Origin of the sequence: Cellulomonas sp. NS3, assembly GCF_024757985.1 — a bacterium.
Lineage (GTDB): Bacteria > Actinomycetota > Actinomycetes > Actinomycetales > Cellulomonadaceae > Cellulomonas_A.
On sequence record NZ_CP103289.1, the window covers coordinates 605,258 to 619,985 of the forward strand.

The 14,728-nt window shown below is 72.2% G+C and carries 13 protein-coding genes; 10 read left to right on the forward strand and 3 right to left on the reverse strand.

Translation table 11 applies throughout. The annotated features are described in order from the left end of the window. Positions 1–34: 34 nt before the first annotated feature. The 3 genes from NXY84_RS02800 to NXY84_RS02810 all read left to right on the forward strand — a co-directional run bounded on the left by NXY84_RS02800 (position 35) and on the right by NXY84_RS02810 (position 4,323). On the forward strand, positions 35–613 hold the full coding sequence (locus tag NXY84_RS02800; protein ID WP_258725656.1) for a GNAT family N-acetyltransferase: 579 nt from the start codon (positions 35–37) through the stop codon (positions 611–613). Positions 614–757: 144 nt separating this feature from the next. Further along, complete coding sequence (locus tag NXY84_RS02805; protein WP_258725657.1) at positions 758–3,130, forward strand: Ig-like domain-containing protein; 2,373 nt, start codon at positions 758–760, stop codon at positions 3,128–3,130. Between the two features lie 182 nt (positions 3,131–3,312). Beyond that, entirely contained in the window at positions 3,313–4,323 is a 1,011-nt protein-coding gene (locus tag NXY84_RS02810) for a serine/threonine protein phosphatase (RefSeq protein ID WP_258725658.1), read from the forward strand. 27 nt (positions 4,324–4,350) lie between these two features. On the opposite strand, the gene NXY84_RS02815 is transcribed toward NXY84_RS02810, so the two are convergent. Beyond that, positions 4,351–4,689: a DUF3140 domain-containing protein gene (locus tag NXY84_RS02815; protein ID WP_258725659.1), complete on the reverse strand. Its 339-nt coding sequence runs from the start codon at positions 4,687–4,689 to the stop codon at positions 4,351–4,353. Positions 4,690–5,198: 509 nt separating this feature from the next. On the opposite strand from NXY84_RS02815, the gene NXY84_RS02820 reads away from it, so the two are divergent. Beyond that, positions 5,199–5,906: a DUF72 domain-containing protein gene (locus tag NXY84_RS02820; RefSeq protein WP_258725660.1), complete on the forward strand. Its 708-nt coding sequence runs from the start codon at positions 5,199–5,201 to the stop codon at positions 5,904–5,906. 154 nt (positions 5,907–6,060) lie between these two features. On the opposite strand, the gene NXY84_RS02825 is transcribed toward NXY84_RS02820, so the two are convergent. Beyond that, positions 6,061–6,810 carry an alpha/beta hydrolase gene (locus tag NXY84_RS02825; RefSeq protein WP_258725661.1) on the reverse strand — a complete coding sequence of 250 codons (750 nt, stop codon included), beginning with the start codon at positions 6,808–6,810 and terminating at the stop codon, positions 6,061–6,063. 549 nt (positions 6,811–7,359) lie between these two features. Here NXY84_RS02825 and NXY84_RS02830 point away from each other — a divergent pair. Beyond that, the gene (locus tag NXY84_RS02830; protein WP_258725662.1) at positions 7,360–7,533 is read left to right on the forward strand and encodes a hypothetical protein; all 174 of its coding nucleotides are present in this window, start codon (positions 7,360–7,362) and stop codon (positions 7,531–7,533) included. A gap of 829 nt (positions 7,534–8,362) precedes the next feature. Further along, positions 8,363–8,746 carry a hypothetical protein gene (locus NXY84_RS02835; RefSeq protein ID WP_258725663.1) on the forward strand — a complete coding sequence of 128 codons (384 nt, stop codon included), beginning with the start codon at positions 8,363–8,365 and terminating at the stop codon, positions 8,744–8,746. Between the two features lie 435 nt (positions 8,747–9,181). On the opposite strand, the gene NXY84_RS02840 is transcribed toward NXY84_RS02835, so the two are convergent. Further along, positions 9,182–10,060 carry a hypothetical protein gene (locus tag NXY84_RS02840; RefSeq protein WP_258725664.1) on the reverse strand — a complete coding sequence of 293 codons (879 nt, stop codon included), beginning with the start codon at positions 10,058–10,060 and terminating at the stop codon, positions 9,182–9,184. Positions 10,061–10,498: 438 nt separating this feature from the next. Between NXY84_RS02840 and dnaK the strand changes: the two genes are divergently transcribed. Genes dnaK through NXY84_RS02860 form a run of 4 tightly spaced genes read left to right on the forward strand, consistent with a single transcriptional unit; the run spans position 10,499 to position 14,475 of the window. After that, positions 10,499–12,358: a molecular chaperone DnaK gene (gene dnaK, locus NXY84_RS02845; RefSeq protein WP_258725665.1), complete on the forward strand. Its 1,860-nt coding sequence runs from the start codon at positions 10,499–10,501 to the stop codon at positions 12,356–12,358. Next, positions 12,355–13,014: a nucleotide exchange factor GrpE gene (gene grpE, locus NXY84_RS02850; RefSeq protein WP_258725666.1), complete on the forward strand. Its 660-nt coding sequence runs from the start codon at positions 12,355–12,357 to the stop codon at positions 13,012–13,014. The genes dnaK and grpE overlap by 4 nt, the downstream gene beginning before the upstream one ends. 28 nt (positions 13,015–13,042) lie before the next feature. Beyond that, positions 13,043–14,035 (forward strand): DnaJ C-terminal domain-containing protein, encoded by a 993-nt coding sequence (locus tag NXY84_RS02855; protein WP_258725667.1) that lies wholly within the window; start codon positions 13,043–13,045, stop codon positions 14,033–14,035. Between the two features lie 5 nt (positions 14,036–14,040). Then, positions 14,041–14,475, forward strand: coding sequence for a heat shock protein transcriptional repressor HspR (locus NXY84_RS02860; protein WP_258725668.1), 435 nt, complete (start codon positions 14,041–14,043; stop codon positions 14,473–14,475). The last annotated feature ends 253 nt before the right edge of the window (positions 14,476–14,728 follow it).

A 14,728-nucleotide genomic window follows, 5' to 3' on the forward strand; every position in this document is an offset into this window, starting at 1 on the left:
TGCCGCGCGCCCCCGCCGGGGCATGCTGGCCGCCGTGGACACGTACCTGCAGACCGACCGCGTGACGCTGCGCCGGTTCCGCGCCGACGACGCCGACCTGCTGATCGAGCTCGACAGCGATCCGGAGGTCATGCGCTACCTGTCCGGGGGCGAGCCGACCGCGCCGGGGCTGGTCCGCGACCGCATCCTGCCGGGCCTCCTCACCGCCTACGACCGGTGGGCCGGCGCCTTCGGGGTCTTCGCGGCGTACGAGAAGGCGGGCGGCGCCTTCGTCGGGTGGTTCTGCCTGCGCCCCGAGCGCGAGGGACCGTTGGGCGAGGTCGAGCTCGGGTACCGGCTGCGTCGGGCCGCGTGGGGGAGCGGCTACGCCACGGAGATGTCCGCCGCCCTGGTGGACAAGGCCTTCACCGACCTCGACGTGCGCGTCGTCTGGGGCGCGACGATGGCGCTCAACCGTCCGTCGCAGCGCGTCATGGAGAAGGTCGGGATGACGGTCACGCAGACGTTGCCGACGCCCGAGGGCATGCAGGCCGTGGAGGGCGCGGAGCTCGGCGGCTACCGGTACGAGATCACGAGGGACCAGTGGGAGCGGCAGCGGGCCGTTCGTCTCTGACGTCACGTCGGGGACCGCGCTCGCCGACACCGGTGCCGGCTCCGGGAGATCGCCCGACCGGTCGGCGCGCGCCCCTTCTCCGCGCACGTACGATCTCAGCCCTTGCCCGCGCTCGTCCCCGCGCGGCACCAGCCAGGAGTGTCCATGCCTCTCACGTCCCGGCGCCGTCCGGCCGCGCCCACGTCCTGGCGCGGGCGTCGTGCGCTGCTGGTGGCCGTGCTGGTCGCGCTCGTCGCACCCGTCGCAGCCGCGCCCGTATCGGCCGAGAGCGGAACGGTCTCCGGCCGGGTGATCCTGCCCGCGGGCGTCGACCCCGCGCGCGTGACCGACGTCATGCTCTGGGCCCACCCGGTGGACGGGGTCAGCAGCTTCTTCACCCGCCCGTCCGCCGACGGCACCTACGAGCTGAACGTGAACGTGCCGAGCGTCATCAGCGTCGTCCCGCCTGCCGACGTCGGGCTCGTCCACGAGTACTACGGGGGCGCGCACCAGCGGTCGAAGGCGCAGGTCGTCCAGCCAGGCCCGGACCGCACCGGCCTCGACGTGACGCTCGACGTCGGCGGGACGATCCACGGTCGGCTGACCGTCCCGCCCGGCTACTCCTCGAGCCAGTGGTACGTGCGCTCCCTGAACGTCGACGACCGGCAGAGTGGCAGCTACGAGTCGCCGGTGGGCGCCGACGGCTCGTACGTCCTGCGCGCCTTGCCGACGGGCAGGTACCGCCTCGAGTTCAACGGTCCCGGATTCGAGTACTGGAAGGACTCGGCGACCGAGGAGGGTGCGACGCTCGTGCCGGTGACCCTCGGGCGCGCGACGACAGGGGTGGACCCGGTCGTGAAGGTCACCACGTACCTGAGCGCGCGGGTCGAGGCGGCGATCGTGCCTCCGGGGACGCCTGTACGCGTCAGCGTCCAGGTGGGGGCCCGCGACAGCACGGTGCCGGGCGGGACCGTGGAGGTCGTCGACGGCTCCGGCCGGGTGGTCGGCCGGGCGTCGCCCGTCTCGGGGGCGGCGGACGTCTCCGTCACCGGGCTCCCGGCCGCACAGCACCACCTGCGGGTGCGGTTCCTCGGCGACGCGACCTACGAAGCGTCCGAGGGCGCCGTCGACGTGTGGGTCTCCGAGACCGAACCCCTCACCGTGACGCGGATCGCGCCGTCCACGGGTCCGGCGCGGGTCCGGGGAGCGGGCAACGTCTGGGTCGATGTCGTCGGCACGGGCTTCACCGCGGGCACGACCGCCCTCGTGGCCGGGCAGCCGGTGTCCACCACGGTGGTGTCGCCGACGGCGCTGCGCGCGTGGGTGCCACGCGGGGAGGTCGGCACGGTGGACGTCACGGTGCGGGACGGCGCCACGACCAGCGCGTCCGCGGCGCCGCTCAGGTGGGCGACCGCCGTCGGCACCCCCCCGACGCGCATCCTCGACGGCGGGGTGGTCGGCCCCAACTGCGCGTCGGTGGGCGTCGCCGACGTCCCGATCGCGGACGTCACCGGGGTGTGGCTCAATGTCACGGTCGTCAGCCCCGCAGGGCCCGGGTACGTCGTCGTCGGTCCCGCTTCCTCCTACGACGGCACGACCTGGCAGATCCCGGAGCTCAGCGGGTCGACGGTGAACTTCGAGCCGGGGCAGGACGTCGCGAACTCGGCGTACGTCCCGATCTCCCGCGACGGGAGGGTCTGCTATGGCTCCGCAGGTGCGCCGGTCCGCGTCCTGCTCGACCTCACCGGCTACACGCTCGCCGGCTCCGGCGTCACCGCAGCACCGTCGACCAGGATCCTCGACACGCGGCCCGGCGGGGTGGGAGCCGTACGCGGGCCGGTCGCGCCGCGCACGCTGCAGACCGTCGCGGTGGCCGGGCGGGCCGGCGTGCCGGCGAACGCCACGTCGGTGATGCTCAACGTCACGGTGACCGGGCCGACGGAGCCCGGGAACCTGCGGGTGTTCCCCGGCGGGCAGGCCGTCCCGTCCACGTCGGTCGTCAACTTCGCGCCCGGCCAGGACAAGGCGAACGCCACGACGGTCCAGCTGGTCGACGGTGCGGTCTCGTTCTGGTCGGACACGTCGGGGCCCGGCTCGACCAACCCCGTGCACGTGATCCTCGACGTCGTCGGATGGACGACGCCGGGCAGTGCGCTGACCTCGGTGGCGCCGACACGAGTCATCGACACGCGGGGAGGGTCACGAGTGGGGCCGATCGCGCAGCCGCTGCACCCGCGCGCCGGAACCTCGTTCTCGGTCGTCGAGAGCGGTGCCGTTCCCGCCGGGGCGACGGCCGTCCTCCTCAACGTCACGGCCGTCGGACCGCGAGCGCCGGGAAACCTCCGGGTGTACCCCGACGATGACGGCACCGGCAGGGGGGCGCCGCCGAACGCCTCGGTGCTCAATTACATCGTCGGCCGGGACATCCCGAACCAGGTGCTGGTGGCGCTCCCGTCGAACGGCCGCGTCACGTTGTACTCCGACTCGCACGCCGGGACGACGGACGCGTTGGTCGACGTGGTGGGCTACGTCCGCTGAGCAGGCCAGCCGTCGGCGGGGGCTGACCGGTGCCCCGGCTGGTGACCCGGCGCGCGGGCGGGCCACGAGACCACGCTCCCGGCGAGCGCCTCGGTCTCCGTGCAGCCGGCGCGCCCGGTGGCACGTCGGTGACGACGCGTGACAGGACGGTGTCCGGAACCCCGTCGAGGCAGGATGGCGTGATGCCCACCACCCGACAGGTTCGTCACGGCCTCGTGTCGGCTTCCCTCGCCGCCCGAGACGACGACGAGCTGGCAGCGCTGCTCCGCGGTGCGTCCGACAGCGCCGTGGGAGTGGGCGGTGGCTCCTCGGTGGTCGACGTCGACGGTGTCCCGGTGTTCGTGAAGCGCGTCCCGCTCACCGACCGCGAGCTCGCGCACCCGCACAGCACGGCGAACCTGTTCGGCCTGCCGACCGCCTGCCAGTACGGCATGCACCCCCTCGCCGGCCCGGGCTTCGGCGCGTGGCGCGAGCTCGCCGCCAACCTGACCGTCACCGAGGGGGTGCTCGCCGGTGCGTCCGAGTGCTTCGCCCTGCTGCACCACTGGCGCGTGCTCCCGGGCCGCCCACCCGTCGCCGACGAGCACCGGGACGTCGAGGCGGTCGTCGCGCAGTTCGAGGGCGACCCCGCCGTGCGGGCCCGCTTCGAGGAGCTCGCGGCTGCCAGGTTCAGCCTCGCGCTGTTCCTCGAGCACCTGCCCGGACGCCTGCCCGACTGGCTGGGCGACCCGGTGGGCCGCGCCGAGGAGATCGAACGGCACCTTGTCGAGGCCGTCGCGTTCCTGCGGAGCCGAGAGCTGCTGCACCTGGACGGGCACTTCGGGAACATGCGGGCCGACGACGAGCGGATCTACCTCGTCGACTTCGGGCTGGCCACGTCGCCACGCTTCGACCTGTCCGAGCCCGAACGTGACTTCGTCGCGCGCAACGTCCACCACGACGCCGACTACGCGGCGATGCGACTGGTGAACTGGCTCGTCACCACGGTGTGCGGGGTGCCGATGCCGGCCAGCGGTGGTCCGGTCGCCCGCAACGCGTACGTGCGTCGGTGGGCGGACGGGCACGTCCCGCGGGACGTGCCGGCCGCGGTCGCGGGCGTCCTCGACCGGCACGCTCTCGCTGCGGCCCGGATGAACGACTTCTGCTGGCGCCTCGTCGACGGCGACGTCCACGCGCAGTACACGGGCGTCTAGCGCGTCGTGTCGCCGCGTGCGCCCGGCTCAGCCGAGAGGGTCGTGCCCCCAGTTCATGAGCGACCACCGCCACGGGGTGTCCGTCACGTCACCGTCGGGCCGCTGCGCGAGGTGCCGGTGCACGTACCCGACGACCTTCCGCATGTGCGCGGCGTCGTCGGCCGTGAGGTCCGTCTTGTTCGTGCGCAGGATCTCGACGATGCGGCGCCCGGACCGGTGACCCGTCGACTCGCCGTCGCCGCCCGTGTCGCCGACCGACCGGGACTCCTCGGTCTCCAGCCACCGCTCGAGCGCCGCGGGGGTCATCGTCACCGCGGCCTGCCAGTCGTCCCAGATCTCGGCGACCACGTCGTCCGTCTGTGCCATGCGTGCGCTCCTCACAGGTCGTCGGTCGAGAAGGTGTCGCAGGCTCGAGGCTGCTCCCGTCGTCTCCGATGGTGAACCACCGCTGCCGCCGCCGCTCGCTGGAGCCGGGGCTCCGCATGTGCGGATCCGCGCTGCCGACCGACCGCAGGTCGAGCCTCCATCGGGAGGCTCGACCTGGCGTCGGTCCACCGTGCAGGCCGGCTGGCACGGTCCAGCGGGACGGTTCAGGTGATCGACGACCGACCGGACTGCCCGGTCGTGACGATCCCTGGTGGACGGCGCCCGACCCTTCGAGGTAGTCGCACCCGGCTGGCGCGGCGTCGACCCCAGCGAGATGCTCGGTGACGAGTCGCCCTTGCTCCCCGTCCGCCGACCACCGTCAGCGCCACGGAGCCGGGCCTCCGCTGAACCGGGGCGGTTCGCTCCTGGGAGGATCGGTTCCATGGCCACATGGATCATGCTGCTCACGGCGTTGGTCTCAGCGCGCTTCACCTGGGACGGATAGGCACGTGGAGGTGGTCGTCGGGCTGTGTGGTTGGACGGTCTCCCAGGCGTCGTACGTACGTCGCTTCCCCGTCGTCGAGGTGCAGCACACGTTCTACGAACCGCCGTCCGACGCCGTGCTGATGCGCTGGCGAGCCCAGGTTCCGGCCGCTTTCGAGTTCACGATCAAGGCGTGGCAGATCGTCACCCACGAGTCCAACAGCCCCACCTACCGGCGACTGAAGCAGCCTCTGCCGGACAGCGCCCGTGGGCAGGTCGGAGCGTTCCGGACCACGCCTCCGGTCCTCGCGGGATGGCAGCGGACCCTCGAGTGCGCCCGGATCCTGCAGGCCACCGCCGTGCTGCTCCAGTGTCCGAAGAGCTTTCGCCCGACGGCCGACAACGTCGGACGGCTGCGCAGCTTCATGTCGCAGGTGGAGCGGCCAGCGGGGCGGCTGCTGTGGGAACCGCGTGGTGAGTGGCCCACGGAGCTGCTCACGGAGCTCTGCGCCGAGCTGGATCTCGTTCACGTCGTCGACCCGATGCAGACCGACACCGTGACGCCCGAGCGCACCTACTACCGCCTGCACGGCACCGACGGCTCGCGTCACGTCCACACGGACGACGAGCTGCGCCGGCTCCGCGACCTGGTCGACGGCCGACCGTCGCCCTACGTCATGTTCAACAACCTGCCCCGCGTCGGCGATGCAGAGCGGTTCGTCGCTCTGCTCTGATCAGAGTCAGGTGCCTACGGCATCGCGGTACTGGCTCCAGCTGGCGAAGCCGGCGGGGACGGCCAGGTCGACTGGACACCCGCCGCGGTCTGCAGGAGCGCGTCGACGTTCGTGCGGCCAGCGGGGCACGGCGAACCACGAGGATCGCCCGGACCTACTCGACGACCGCATCCGCGAGGTCGACGACGGCGTCGGCCAGGAAAGGGCCGAACCAGATGCGGTCGTTGTGCCCCGCGCCCGGCACCACGACCTCGCCCTGCAGGTTGCGCACCTGTGACGCGAGCTCGGCCGAGAGCCGGGACGGCACCACGTCGTCGGCGGTGCCGTGCAGCACGAGCACCGGGACCTCGCTGCCGGACAGGTGCTCCGCGCTCGGGAACCGGTCGCGCAGGACCAGCCCGACGGGCAGGAACGGCAGCTGCGCCCGCGCCACGTCGACGAGCGACGGGAACGGTGACCGCAGCAGCACACCGGCGGGCGGGTCCGTGGTGACCAGCCGCGACGCCACGCCGGTCCCGATCGACTCCCCGACGTACAAGGTCCGGCCCGGCTCGAAGCCCTCCGCGCGGAGCGCGGCGGCCGCCGCACGGGCGTCGAGCGCCAGGCCCTCCTCGCTCGGCCGACCCGGGTTGCCGCCGTACCCCCGGTACTCCAGCAGCAGCACCGTGAACCCTCGGCTCGCGATCTCCCGCGCGACGTCCAGCCGACCGAGCCGGTTGCCGCCGTTGCCCGGCAGGTACAGGACGGCGACGTCCCGGTCCGCACCGCTCGGCGGGACGAGCCACGCCGTCAGCTCGAGCGCGTCCTCGGTCCGCAGGGTGACGTCTCTCCCACCCGGCAGGCGGTCCGCGACCGAACCGACGTCGGTCCGGTCCGGGACGTAGATGAGCGCTCGCTGCAGCACGACCACCAGTGTGACCAGCACCAGGGCACAGGCGAGGACCACGGTGACGCCGCGCCCCAGTCGGCGCGCGAGGCTCCGCGGCATCCGCTCGGACTGGCCCGGCCGAGTCACGAGGACCTCCTGGGAACACGACGCGCGACGGGCTGGCCACCTGCCCGGGCTCTGGCGGCGCGCCCGGCGGGTCGAGGTGACCGGCTGCTGCCCGGCCGGGCGATCTGAGCGGCTGCCTCTCCGCCCGGACCCCCCGACGTCGTCACGGTAGTAGCGCCACGGACAGGTCGTCTTGCTTGCCGAGGGCATCATGCGTCTTCCCGGCCCGCGACACCGGGCGGCCATCACCAGGCGCGGGAGGTGGTGGAGGAACTCATCGGACGTGTCCGGAGCCCGACACACTGACCTGCGGTGGGACGACGAGGTGGACACGGCGCGCGTCTCACCTAGGTGTCCGAATCCTCAGGACGGCGAGGTACCGCACGCTGTCGGAGGCGGTGCGACGATGGCACGGCTCGGCACCGGGAGCGGCGGGAGGAACCGACGGAAGGTTGCCACGTGACGCAGCGGATGCGGCGAGAGCCCGAGGTTCGGTGGCGTGACGCCCAGCCGTACGTCGGGATCCGCCGTGCGGTGACGATGACGACGATCGACCAGCTCGCCGACCGCATCCCCGAGATCGTCGGGTGGCTCGCAGCGCGCGGGACGGACGTCGCTGCGCCGCCGTCCTGAGGTTTCACGTCATCGACATGGAGCGGGAACTCCTGGTCGAGGCGGGTGTCCCCGTCGACGAGCCGGTCGGCGGTGCCTGCGCGACGCCAATACTGTCCGATGCGTATGGCCGGCGTCCCGCCGCGGGGCCTGCACGAGGACAGGGAGGTCGGGACGCCCGGACATCTGCCGGACAGGTCGCTGGGATTCGGACAGGTAGAACGAGGTCCCACACCCACGACTGTAGGAACTCACCGGACTCGTCCGAGGCCGGGCGCTCTGACGCTCGCACCTACGGGAGCGTGAGACGTTCGCCGTCTCAACTTCGTGTCCGGATCCTCGGTGCGATGCGGCCCCGCCGCGTCCGCTCCACGCGGCGAACAACTGCCTGCTGCCTCCTTCACCCGCGGGTCAGTTCTCTCAGCACGAGGCGCGAGGCGTGCTCGGGGTCAGAGGTCCGAACCCGCTGAGGTGCTCCAGCCGATCGAAGCGTTCGCGCAGACGGCACCCAGCCCGACGCCGGCGGGAGGCGGGAGGCCCGGCACTGTGGCCGGGGAGGGCTCTCCCAGTGGTTGCAGTTGATGGGGACACGCGCGCCGTTCCGCACGCTGTACACCCAGTCGCAGACGATCACGTTCATGCGACGGTCCGGCATCCAGAGAGTGGTGCATCCGTTGTCGACCTCGTGCGTGACCTCGCGGTACGGGTCCCAGAGCTGAAGGTGGGCCCCGATGTCGTCGCTGCTCACCCTGTCCTCTTCCCTCTTGCCGGTCCTCTTCTCGAGGAGCCAGGATCAGACCTGTCACCCACGGGCGACAGGTCTGGGGGACTCGTGAGCAAGGGGGATCACGTGAAGGCATCTGTCCGCACCATCATGGTCGGCATCGTCACCGGCGCGCTCGTGACGATCGGCGCCCAGTCCGCGAGCGCGGATTCGAGCTCGAACGTGTACGGGTTCTTTCCCAACCGGCTGGGGCACGCCACGTTCACGAGCGATGGCGAGATCTTCAGGGTCTGGGACGACGAGAGCGACAGCCGGTCCGTGTCCGTGGCGTGGCAGGTCAACAACGGACCGACGCACTTCTGCGACAACTCCAACGGTGACAACAGCGTGAAGACCTGTGACCTCGCATACGCCGAAGGTCAGCGCATCACCTGGCAGGTCGTGGTGTGGAGTCTGGGCGGCCCGCAGCAGGCGCAGTACTCCGGGTCGATGCAGTACGACCGCACCTGATCTTCGGGGGGGCGCACTGCGACCAGCGCTGCTGGGCCAGGGCCTGGGGCCCGGGGGCGTTCACACCCCCGGGCCCTCCCCGGGCTCAGACCCGCGGCGGAGGGCGGTCGGCGGGCGTCCGCGGGCTCACCTTGCCCGGTCGGCCGTACGCCACCCGTCGCAGCAGCGACTCGAACGGGCCTGCCCGCCCGGCGCGGTGCAGCGCGACCGCGGATGGCGACCGTCACGAGCCTCGGAGGCCCTGCAACCCTCGTGGCGACCCACAGCACTCCGGCTCGCTCCGGGCCGACGACGCCGCCGTATGCGAGGGCCCTGATGAGACCAAGAGGGGCAAGAGGTCGCCGGCGGCCGCGGGGCCGACGGGCTCCCCACCTGTCGCCGAGCGTCATCTCACGTACTCGTCCGCATCTTCTCTTTGCCGTCACCGACGACGACTTATGACGGTGCGCACTGTCCCACGCGCGCGCCGCCGACCTGGACGGTCGCTGTCTGGACACCGCGCGGCCCGGTGTTGCCGCGGCAGACCAGGTCGCCCGCCACCGTCGTGCCCGCGACCGCGATCGAGTGCGGGTTGTCGGCGAACGTCAGCGCTCCGACGGTGCTGGGACTTCGAGCCGGGTCGCACAAGATGGGGTCGCCGTACGGGTGCGCACCCACGCTGACGATCCAGTGGCTCCGCGCAACCCGGAGCTCGCCGGCGACGTCGACGCCGCACAACGAGACGCCGAGCGTCTGGCGCGGGGGCAGCACGGCGTCGGCCACGAGCACGTCCCCGGCGACCGTCAGGTCGGAGGCGGTGACCTGGAGGCCGTCCGAGGTGATTGAGCCCCTGACCCGGACGTCGTCCAGCTGCAGGGCCAAGCCGGTCTCGAGCACCGTGTCGCCGGCCCGGACGTGGAGATCACCGCCGATCGTGACCCCGTCGAGCGCGAAGGTGCCGACAGCCGCGTGGATCGAGCCTCGCACTGTCGCGCGGTCGATCCTGACGAGTGCCGCGTGGTTCAGATCGATCGTGCCGAAGGTGGTGGCATCGGCGAACAGCTCACCGTTCACGGAGGTGCGCGAGTACACCTCGCTGCTCCGGAGGGTGGCGGAGGCGCCTGACCCGACGCTGAGCGTCGAGGCGAAGACGTGGTCGAGCGTGCACGCCTCTCCGCTGACCACGTACACGTACGCGAGATGCACGTCCCGGAGCGTTCCTGAGCACTTCGTCCACAAGTCGTCGGCGGTCGCGGGCGGCGCGACGGCTGCCACAGAGAGCAGCGCGGCGACGAGCACCCCGAGCACTCGAACGAAATTCGCGGCAGCGGACATCGTGGGCCCCCTTGGCAGCCGGTGCCCGATCGCAACCACGCATGGACGACCCCGGCACTCACCATGGTGCTCGGCCCGGGATGCTCGAACAAGCCTGGCGCCGCTCGCGCGCTTGCTGAGCGCGTCTGCGTCAAGGGCTCGGCACGAGCGACGTGCGACAGGGCACCCCAGAGCCGAGCACACCCGCAGTGGGCATCGTGGCTGGTGGCACCGAAGCGGGAACATCTCCGCCGGCGCCTAAGTTGAGTCAAGCAGGCTCAACCCCACCGCCGCGGACTTGCGCACCACCCCGCCGCGGCGCAGACTTGAGCGCAGCAGGCTCAAGACGGCCCGCCGCCTGGCTGTGCGCCCCCACCGGCGCCACCGGGCGAGCACACGCCGCCGCGAGCACGACACGAACCGCAGCAGCAGGACCACCGAAGGAAGAGGCACACGCACATGGCACGAGCAGTCGGGATCGACCTGGGTACCACCAACTCGGTGGTCGCCGTCCTCGAGGGTGGCGAGCCCACCGTCATCGCGAACGCCGAGGGCGCCCGCACGACGCCGTCGGTGGTCGCCTTCTCCAAGACGGGCGAGGTGCTGGTCGGCGAGGTCGCCAAGCGCCAGGCCGTCACCAACGTCGACCGCACCATCAGCTCCGTGAAGCGCCACGTCGGCACGGACTGGTCGGTCGCGATCGACGACAAGAAGTACTCCGCGCAGGAGATCTCCGCGCGCGTGCTCGGCAAGCTCAAGCGCGACGCCGAGGAGTACCTGGGCGAGCCGGTGACCGACGCGGTCATCACGGTCCCCGCCTACTTCAACGACGCCGAGCGCCAGGCGACCAAGGACGCCGGCCAGATCGCGGGCCTCAACGTCCTGCGCATCGTGAACGAGCCGACGGCCGCGGCCCTCGCGTACGGGCTCGACAAGGGCAAGGAGGACGAGCTCATCCTCGTCTTCGACCTCGGTGGCGGCACGTTCGACGTGTCCCTCCTCGAGGTGGGCAAGGACGATGACTTCTCGACGATCGAGGTCCGTGCGACGTCCGGCGACAACCGCCTCGGTGGCGACGACTGGGACAACCGCATCGTCGAGCACCTCATCAAGCAGGTGAAGAACTCCTCGGGCGTCGACCTGTCGAAGGACAAGATCGCGCTGCAGCGTCTGCGCGAGGCCGCGGAGCAGGCGAAGAAGGAGCTCTCCTCGGCGACGAGCACCAACATCTCGATGCAGTACCTGTCGATGAGCGAGAACGGCCCGATCCACCTCGACGAGAAGCTGACCCGCGCGCAGTTCCAGCAGATGACCGCGGACCTGCTCGAGCGGACCAAGGCGCCGTTCCAGGCCGTCATCCGCGACGCCGGGATCAAGCTCTCCGACATCGACCACGTGGTCCTCGTCGGCGGCTCGACCCGCATGCCCGCCGTGGCGGACGTCGTGCGCGAGCTCACGGGTGGCAAGGAGCCCAACAAGGGCGTCAACCCGGACGAGGTCGTCGCCGTCGGCGCCGCGCTGCAGGCCGGTGTCATCAAGGGTGAGCGCAAGGACGTCCTGCTCATCGACGTCACGCCCCTGAGCCTCGGCATCGAGACCAAGGGCGGCGTGATGACCAAGCTCATCGAGCGCAACACGGCCATCCCGACCAAGCGCAGCGAGATCTTCTCGACGGCCGACGACAACCAGCCGTCCGTGCTGATCCAGGTGTTCCAGGGCGAGCGCGAGTTCGCGCGGGACAACAAGCCGCTCGGCACGTTCGAGCTGACCGGCATCGCGCCGGCGCCGCGTGGCGTCCCGCAGATCGAGGTCACGTTCGACATCGACGCGAACGGCATCGTGCACGTGTCCGCGAAGGACCGCGGCACGAACAAGGAGCAGTCGATGACGATCACCGGTGGCTCGGCGCTGCCGAAGGACGAGATCGACCGCATGGTCAAGGAGGCCGAGGCGCACGCCGCCGAGGACAAGGCCCGCCGCGAGGAGGCCGAGACCCGCAACTCCGCCGAGCAGCTCGTCTACTCGACCGAGAAGGTCCTCGCCGACAACGCGGACAAGGTCTCCGAGGAGGTCTCGACCGAGGTGAAGGCCGCGATCACGGAGCTGCGGACCGCGCTCGAGGGCACCGACCTCGACGAGGTCAAGGCCAAGCAGGCCAACCTCGCGACCGTCAGCCAGAAGATCGGCGAGGCGATCTACGCCTCGAACGCCGCCGCGGACGCCCAGGGCGCGCCGGCCGAGGGTGCCCCCGCGGGTGACGCCCCGGCGGACGAGGACGTCGTCGACGCCGAGATCGTGGACGAGGACGAGCGCAAGTGACGAACGAGAACGCACGCCACGCGGGGTCGGGCGAGCCCGACCCCGCGGAGGGCGCCCCCCGGTTCACCGACAAGCGCCGCATCGACCCGGAGACGGGCCTGCTGCGGGAGCCGACCCCGGCCGAGGAGGCCGAGGCTGCGGCCGCCGGCGGAGGAGCCGACGACCCCGTCGCGCACCTCGACTTCGAGACGCCCGACACCGGTGCCGTCGCGGCGGCCGAGGCGCTCGCGGCGGAGCGGCTCGACGAGCTCCAGCGGCGCAACGCGGCCTACTACAACCTCGAGCAGCAGTACTCGGGCTACGTGAAGCGGTCGAAGGCCGAGGCCCTCGTCGCACGCGAGCAGGGTGTCGCGGACGTCGCGGAGGCCCTCATCGGGGTCCTCGACGACATCGCGCTCGCCCGGCAGCACGGCGACCTGCAGGGCCCGTTCCTGTCGATCGCCGAGAAGCTCGAGTCGACGCTCGCGCGGTTCAAGATCGAGCGGTTCGGCGCCGAGGGCGAGGTGTTCGACCCGACGGTGCACGAGGCGCTCATGCACTCGCACTCGGCGGACGTCACCGAGCCCACGGTCGGCACGGTGCTCCAGCCGGGGTACCGCATCGGCGAGCGCGTGCTCCGGCCCGTGCGCGTCGCCGTGATCGACCCGGACGCCTGAGCGTCCGCAGACGAGGAAGGGAGGCGCCGTGACCGGCCAGGACTGGCTCGAGAAGGACTTCTACGCCGTGCTCGGCGTCCCCAAGGACGCGGACGCCGCCACGATCAAGAAGGCGTATCGCAAGCTCGCGCGCAACATGCACCCGGACCACAACCCGGGTGACGCGCGCGCGGAGGCGAAGTTCAAGGAGGTCGGGGAGGCGTACGCCGTCCTCTCCGACACCGAGCAGCGCGCGCAGTACGACCAGCTGCGCGCGATGGCCGGCGGCGCCCGGTTCGCGCCGGGCGCCGGCGGCTCCGCCGGGTTCGAGGACCTGTTCGGTGGGATGTTCGGCGGTGCGACGCAGGGTCAGCGCGTCCGCTTCCAGCAGACCGGCGGCGCGCCCGGCGGCACCAACTTCGAGGACCTGCTCGGCGGCCTCTTCGGCGGCGGCGCAGGCGGCGGTGGCGGGTTCACACCGTCGCGCGGGCCCCGGCAGGGCGCCGACCTCTCCGCGGTCACGACGCTGCCGTTCCGCCAGGCGGCGACCGGCTCGACGGTCTCTCTCGACGTCGAGGGCCGTGTCGTCAACGCCCGCATCCCCGCCGGCGTGAAGGACGGGCAGAAGATCCGGCTGCGCGGCAAGGGCCGGCCCGGGGAGCAGGGCGGACCGGCGGGCGACCTCGTCGTCACCGTCCGCGTGACCCCGCACCCGGTGTTCGCGCTCGAGGGCAGCAACGTGCGCGTCACCGTCCCGGTCGCCTTCGACGAGGCCGCGCTCGGCGCGCAGGTCGACGTCCCGACGCTCGACGGCAGCACCGTGCGGGTCAAGGTCCCCGAGGGCACGCCGTCGGGGCGGACCCTGCGCGTCAAGGGCAAGGGCGTCACGACGCCGTCCGGCACGGGCGACCTGCTCGTGACCGTCCAGGTCGTCGTCCCGCAGCGCCTCACGGGCGCCGCGCGCGAGGCCGTCATGGCGTTCGGCGTCGCCACGTCGGGCGAGAACCCGCGCGCCGACCTGCTGGCGCGCGCCCGGGAGTGAGGCCGATGGTCTCCGAGGACGCGCAGGTCTACGTGATCTCGGTCGCGGCCGAGCTCGCGGGCATGCACCCGCAGACGCTCCGCCAGTACGACCGGCTCGGCCTCGTCTCGCCCGGGCGCACGCGCGGGCGGGGCCGGCGGTACTCGCTGCGCGACATCGCGACGCTCCGCGAGGTGCAACGGCTCTCGCAGGACGAGGGCGTCAACCTCGCGGGCATCAAGCGCATCCTCGAGCTCGAGCAGCAGGTGGACCGGCTCCAGCGGCAGGTCGAGTACCTGCGCGCGTTCACCGAGCCGGGCCGCCGCGTGTTCACCGCGGCACCGTCGGGCGACGTCGTCGCGGTCCGTCCGGGGCAGCGCCCGCCGGGCCCGCGCACCGTGCGGGGCGAGCTCACGGCGACGCCGGGGGCGCTCGTGCTCTGGCGGCCGAGCGGGCCCTGAGGGCGCGGGCTCCACGGCTGCCGAGCGGGTGCCGGGGGGACGGCGCGGCCGTCGGGTGAACGGCTGGAAAAGTCGGCACCCTGGGCAGGCGCTTCCCGCTAGGGTCTCGAGCGCGCCCGTCGTGCGGCGCCGGGCGCGGGCCGTTCCCCCGTGGCATCCAGGGGGAGCCTCATGCGCGTGCGTCGTGCCGTTCGCCGTTCGGTCGGTCTGGCGGGAGCTCTCCTGCTCCTGGGCGCGGGCCTGGGCGTCGCCC

Coding starts and splice junctions, on each gene's coding strand:
- dnaK (WP_258725665.1), top strand. CDS start 10,499: ATGGCACGAGCAGTCGGGATCGACCTGGGTACCACCAACTCGGTGGTC.
- NXY84_RS02840 (WP_258725664.1), bottom strand. CDS start 10,060: ATGTCCGCTGCCGCGAATTTCGTTCGAGTGCTCGGGGTGCTCGTCGCC.
- NXY84_RS02810 (WP_258725658.1), top strand. CDS start 3,313: ATGCCCACCACCCGACAGGTTCGTCACGGCCTCGTGTCGGCTTCCCTC.
- NXY84_RS02805 (WP_258725657.1), top strand. CDS start 758: ATGCCTCTCACGTCCCGGCGCCGTCCGGCCGCGCCCACGTCCTGGCGC.
- NXY84_RS02860 (WP_258725668.1), top strand. CDS start 14,041: ATGGTCTCCGAGGACGCGCAGGTCTACGTGATCTCGGTCGCGGCCGAG.
- NXY84_RS02815 (WP_258725659.1), bottom strand. CDS start 4,689: ATGGCACAGACGGACGACGTGGTCGCCGAGATCTGGGACGACTGGCAG.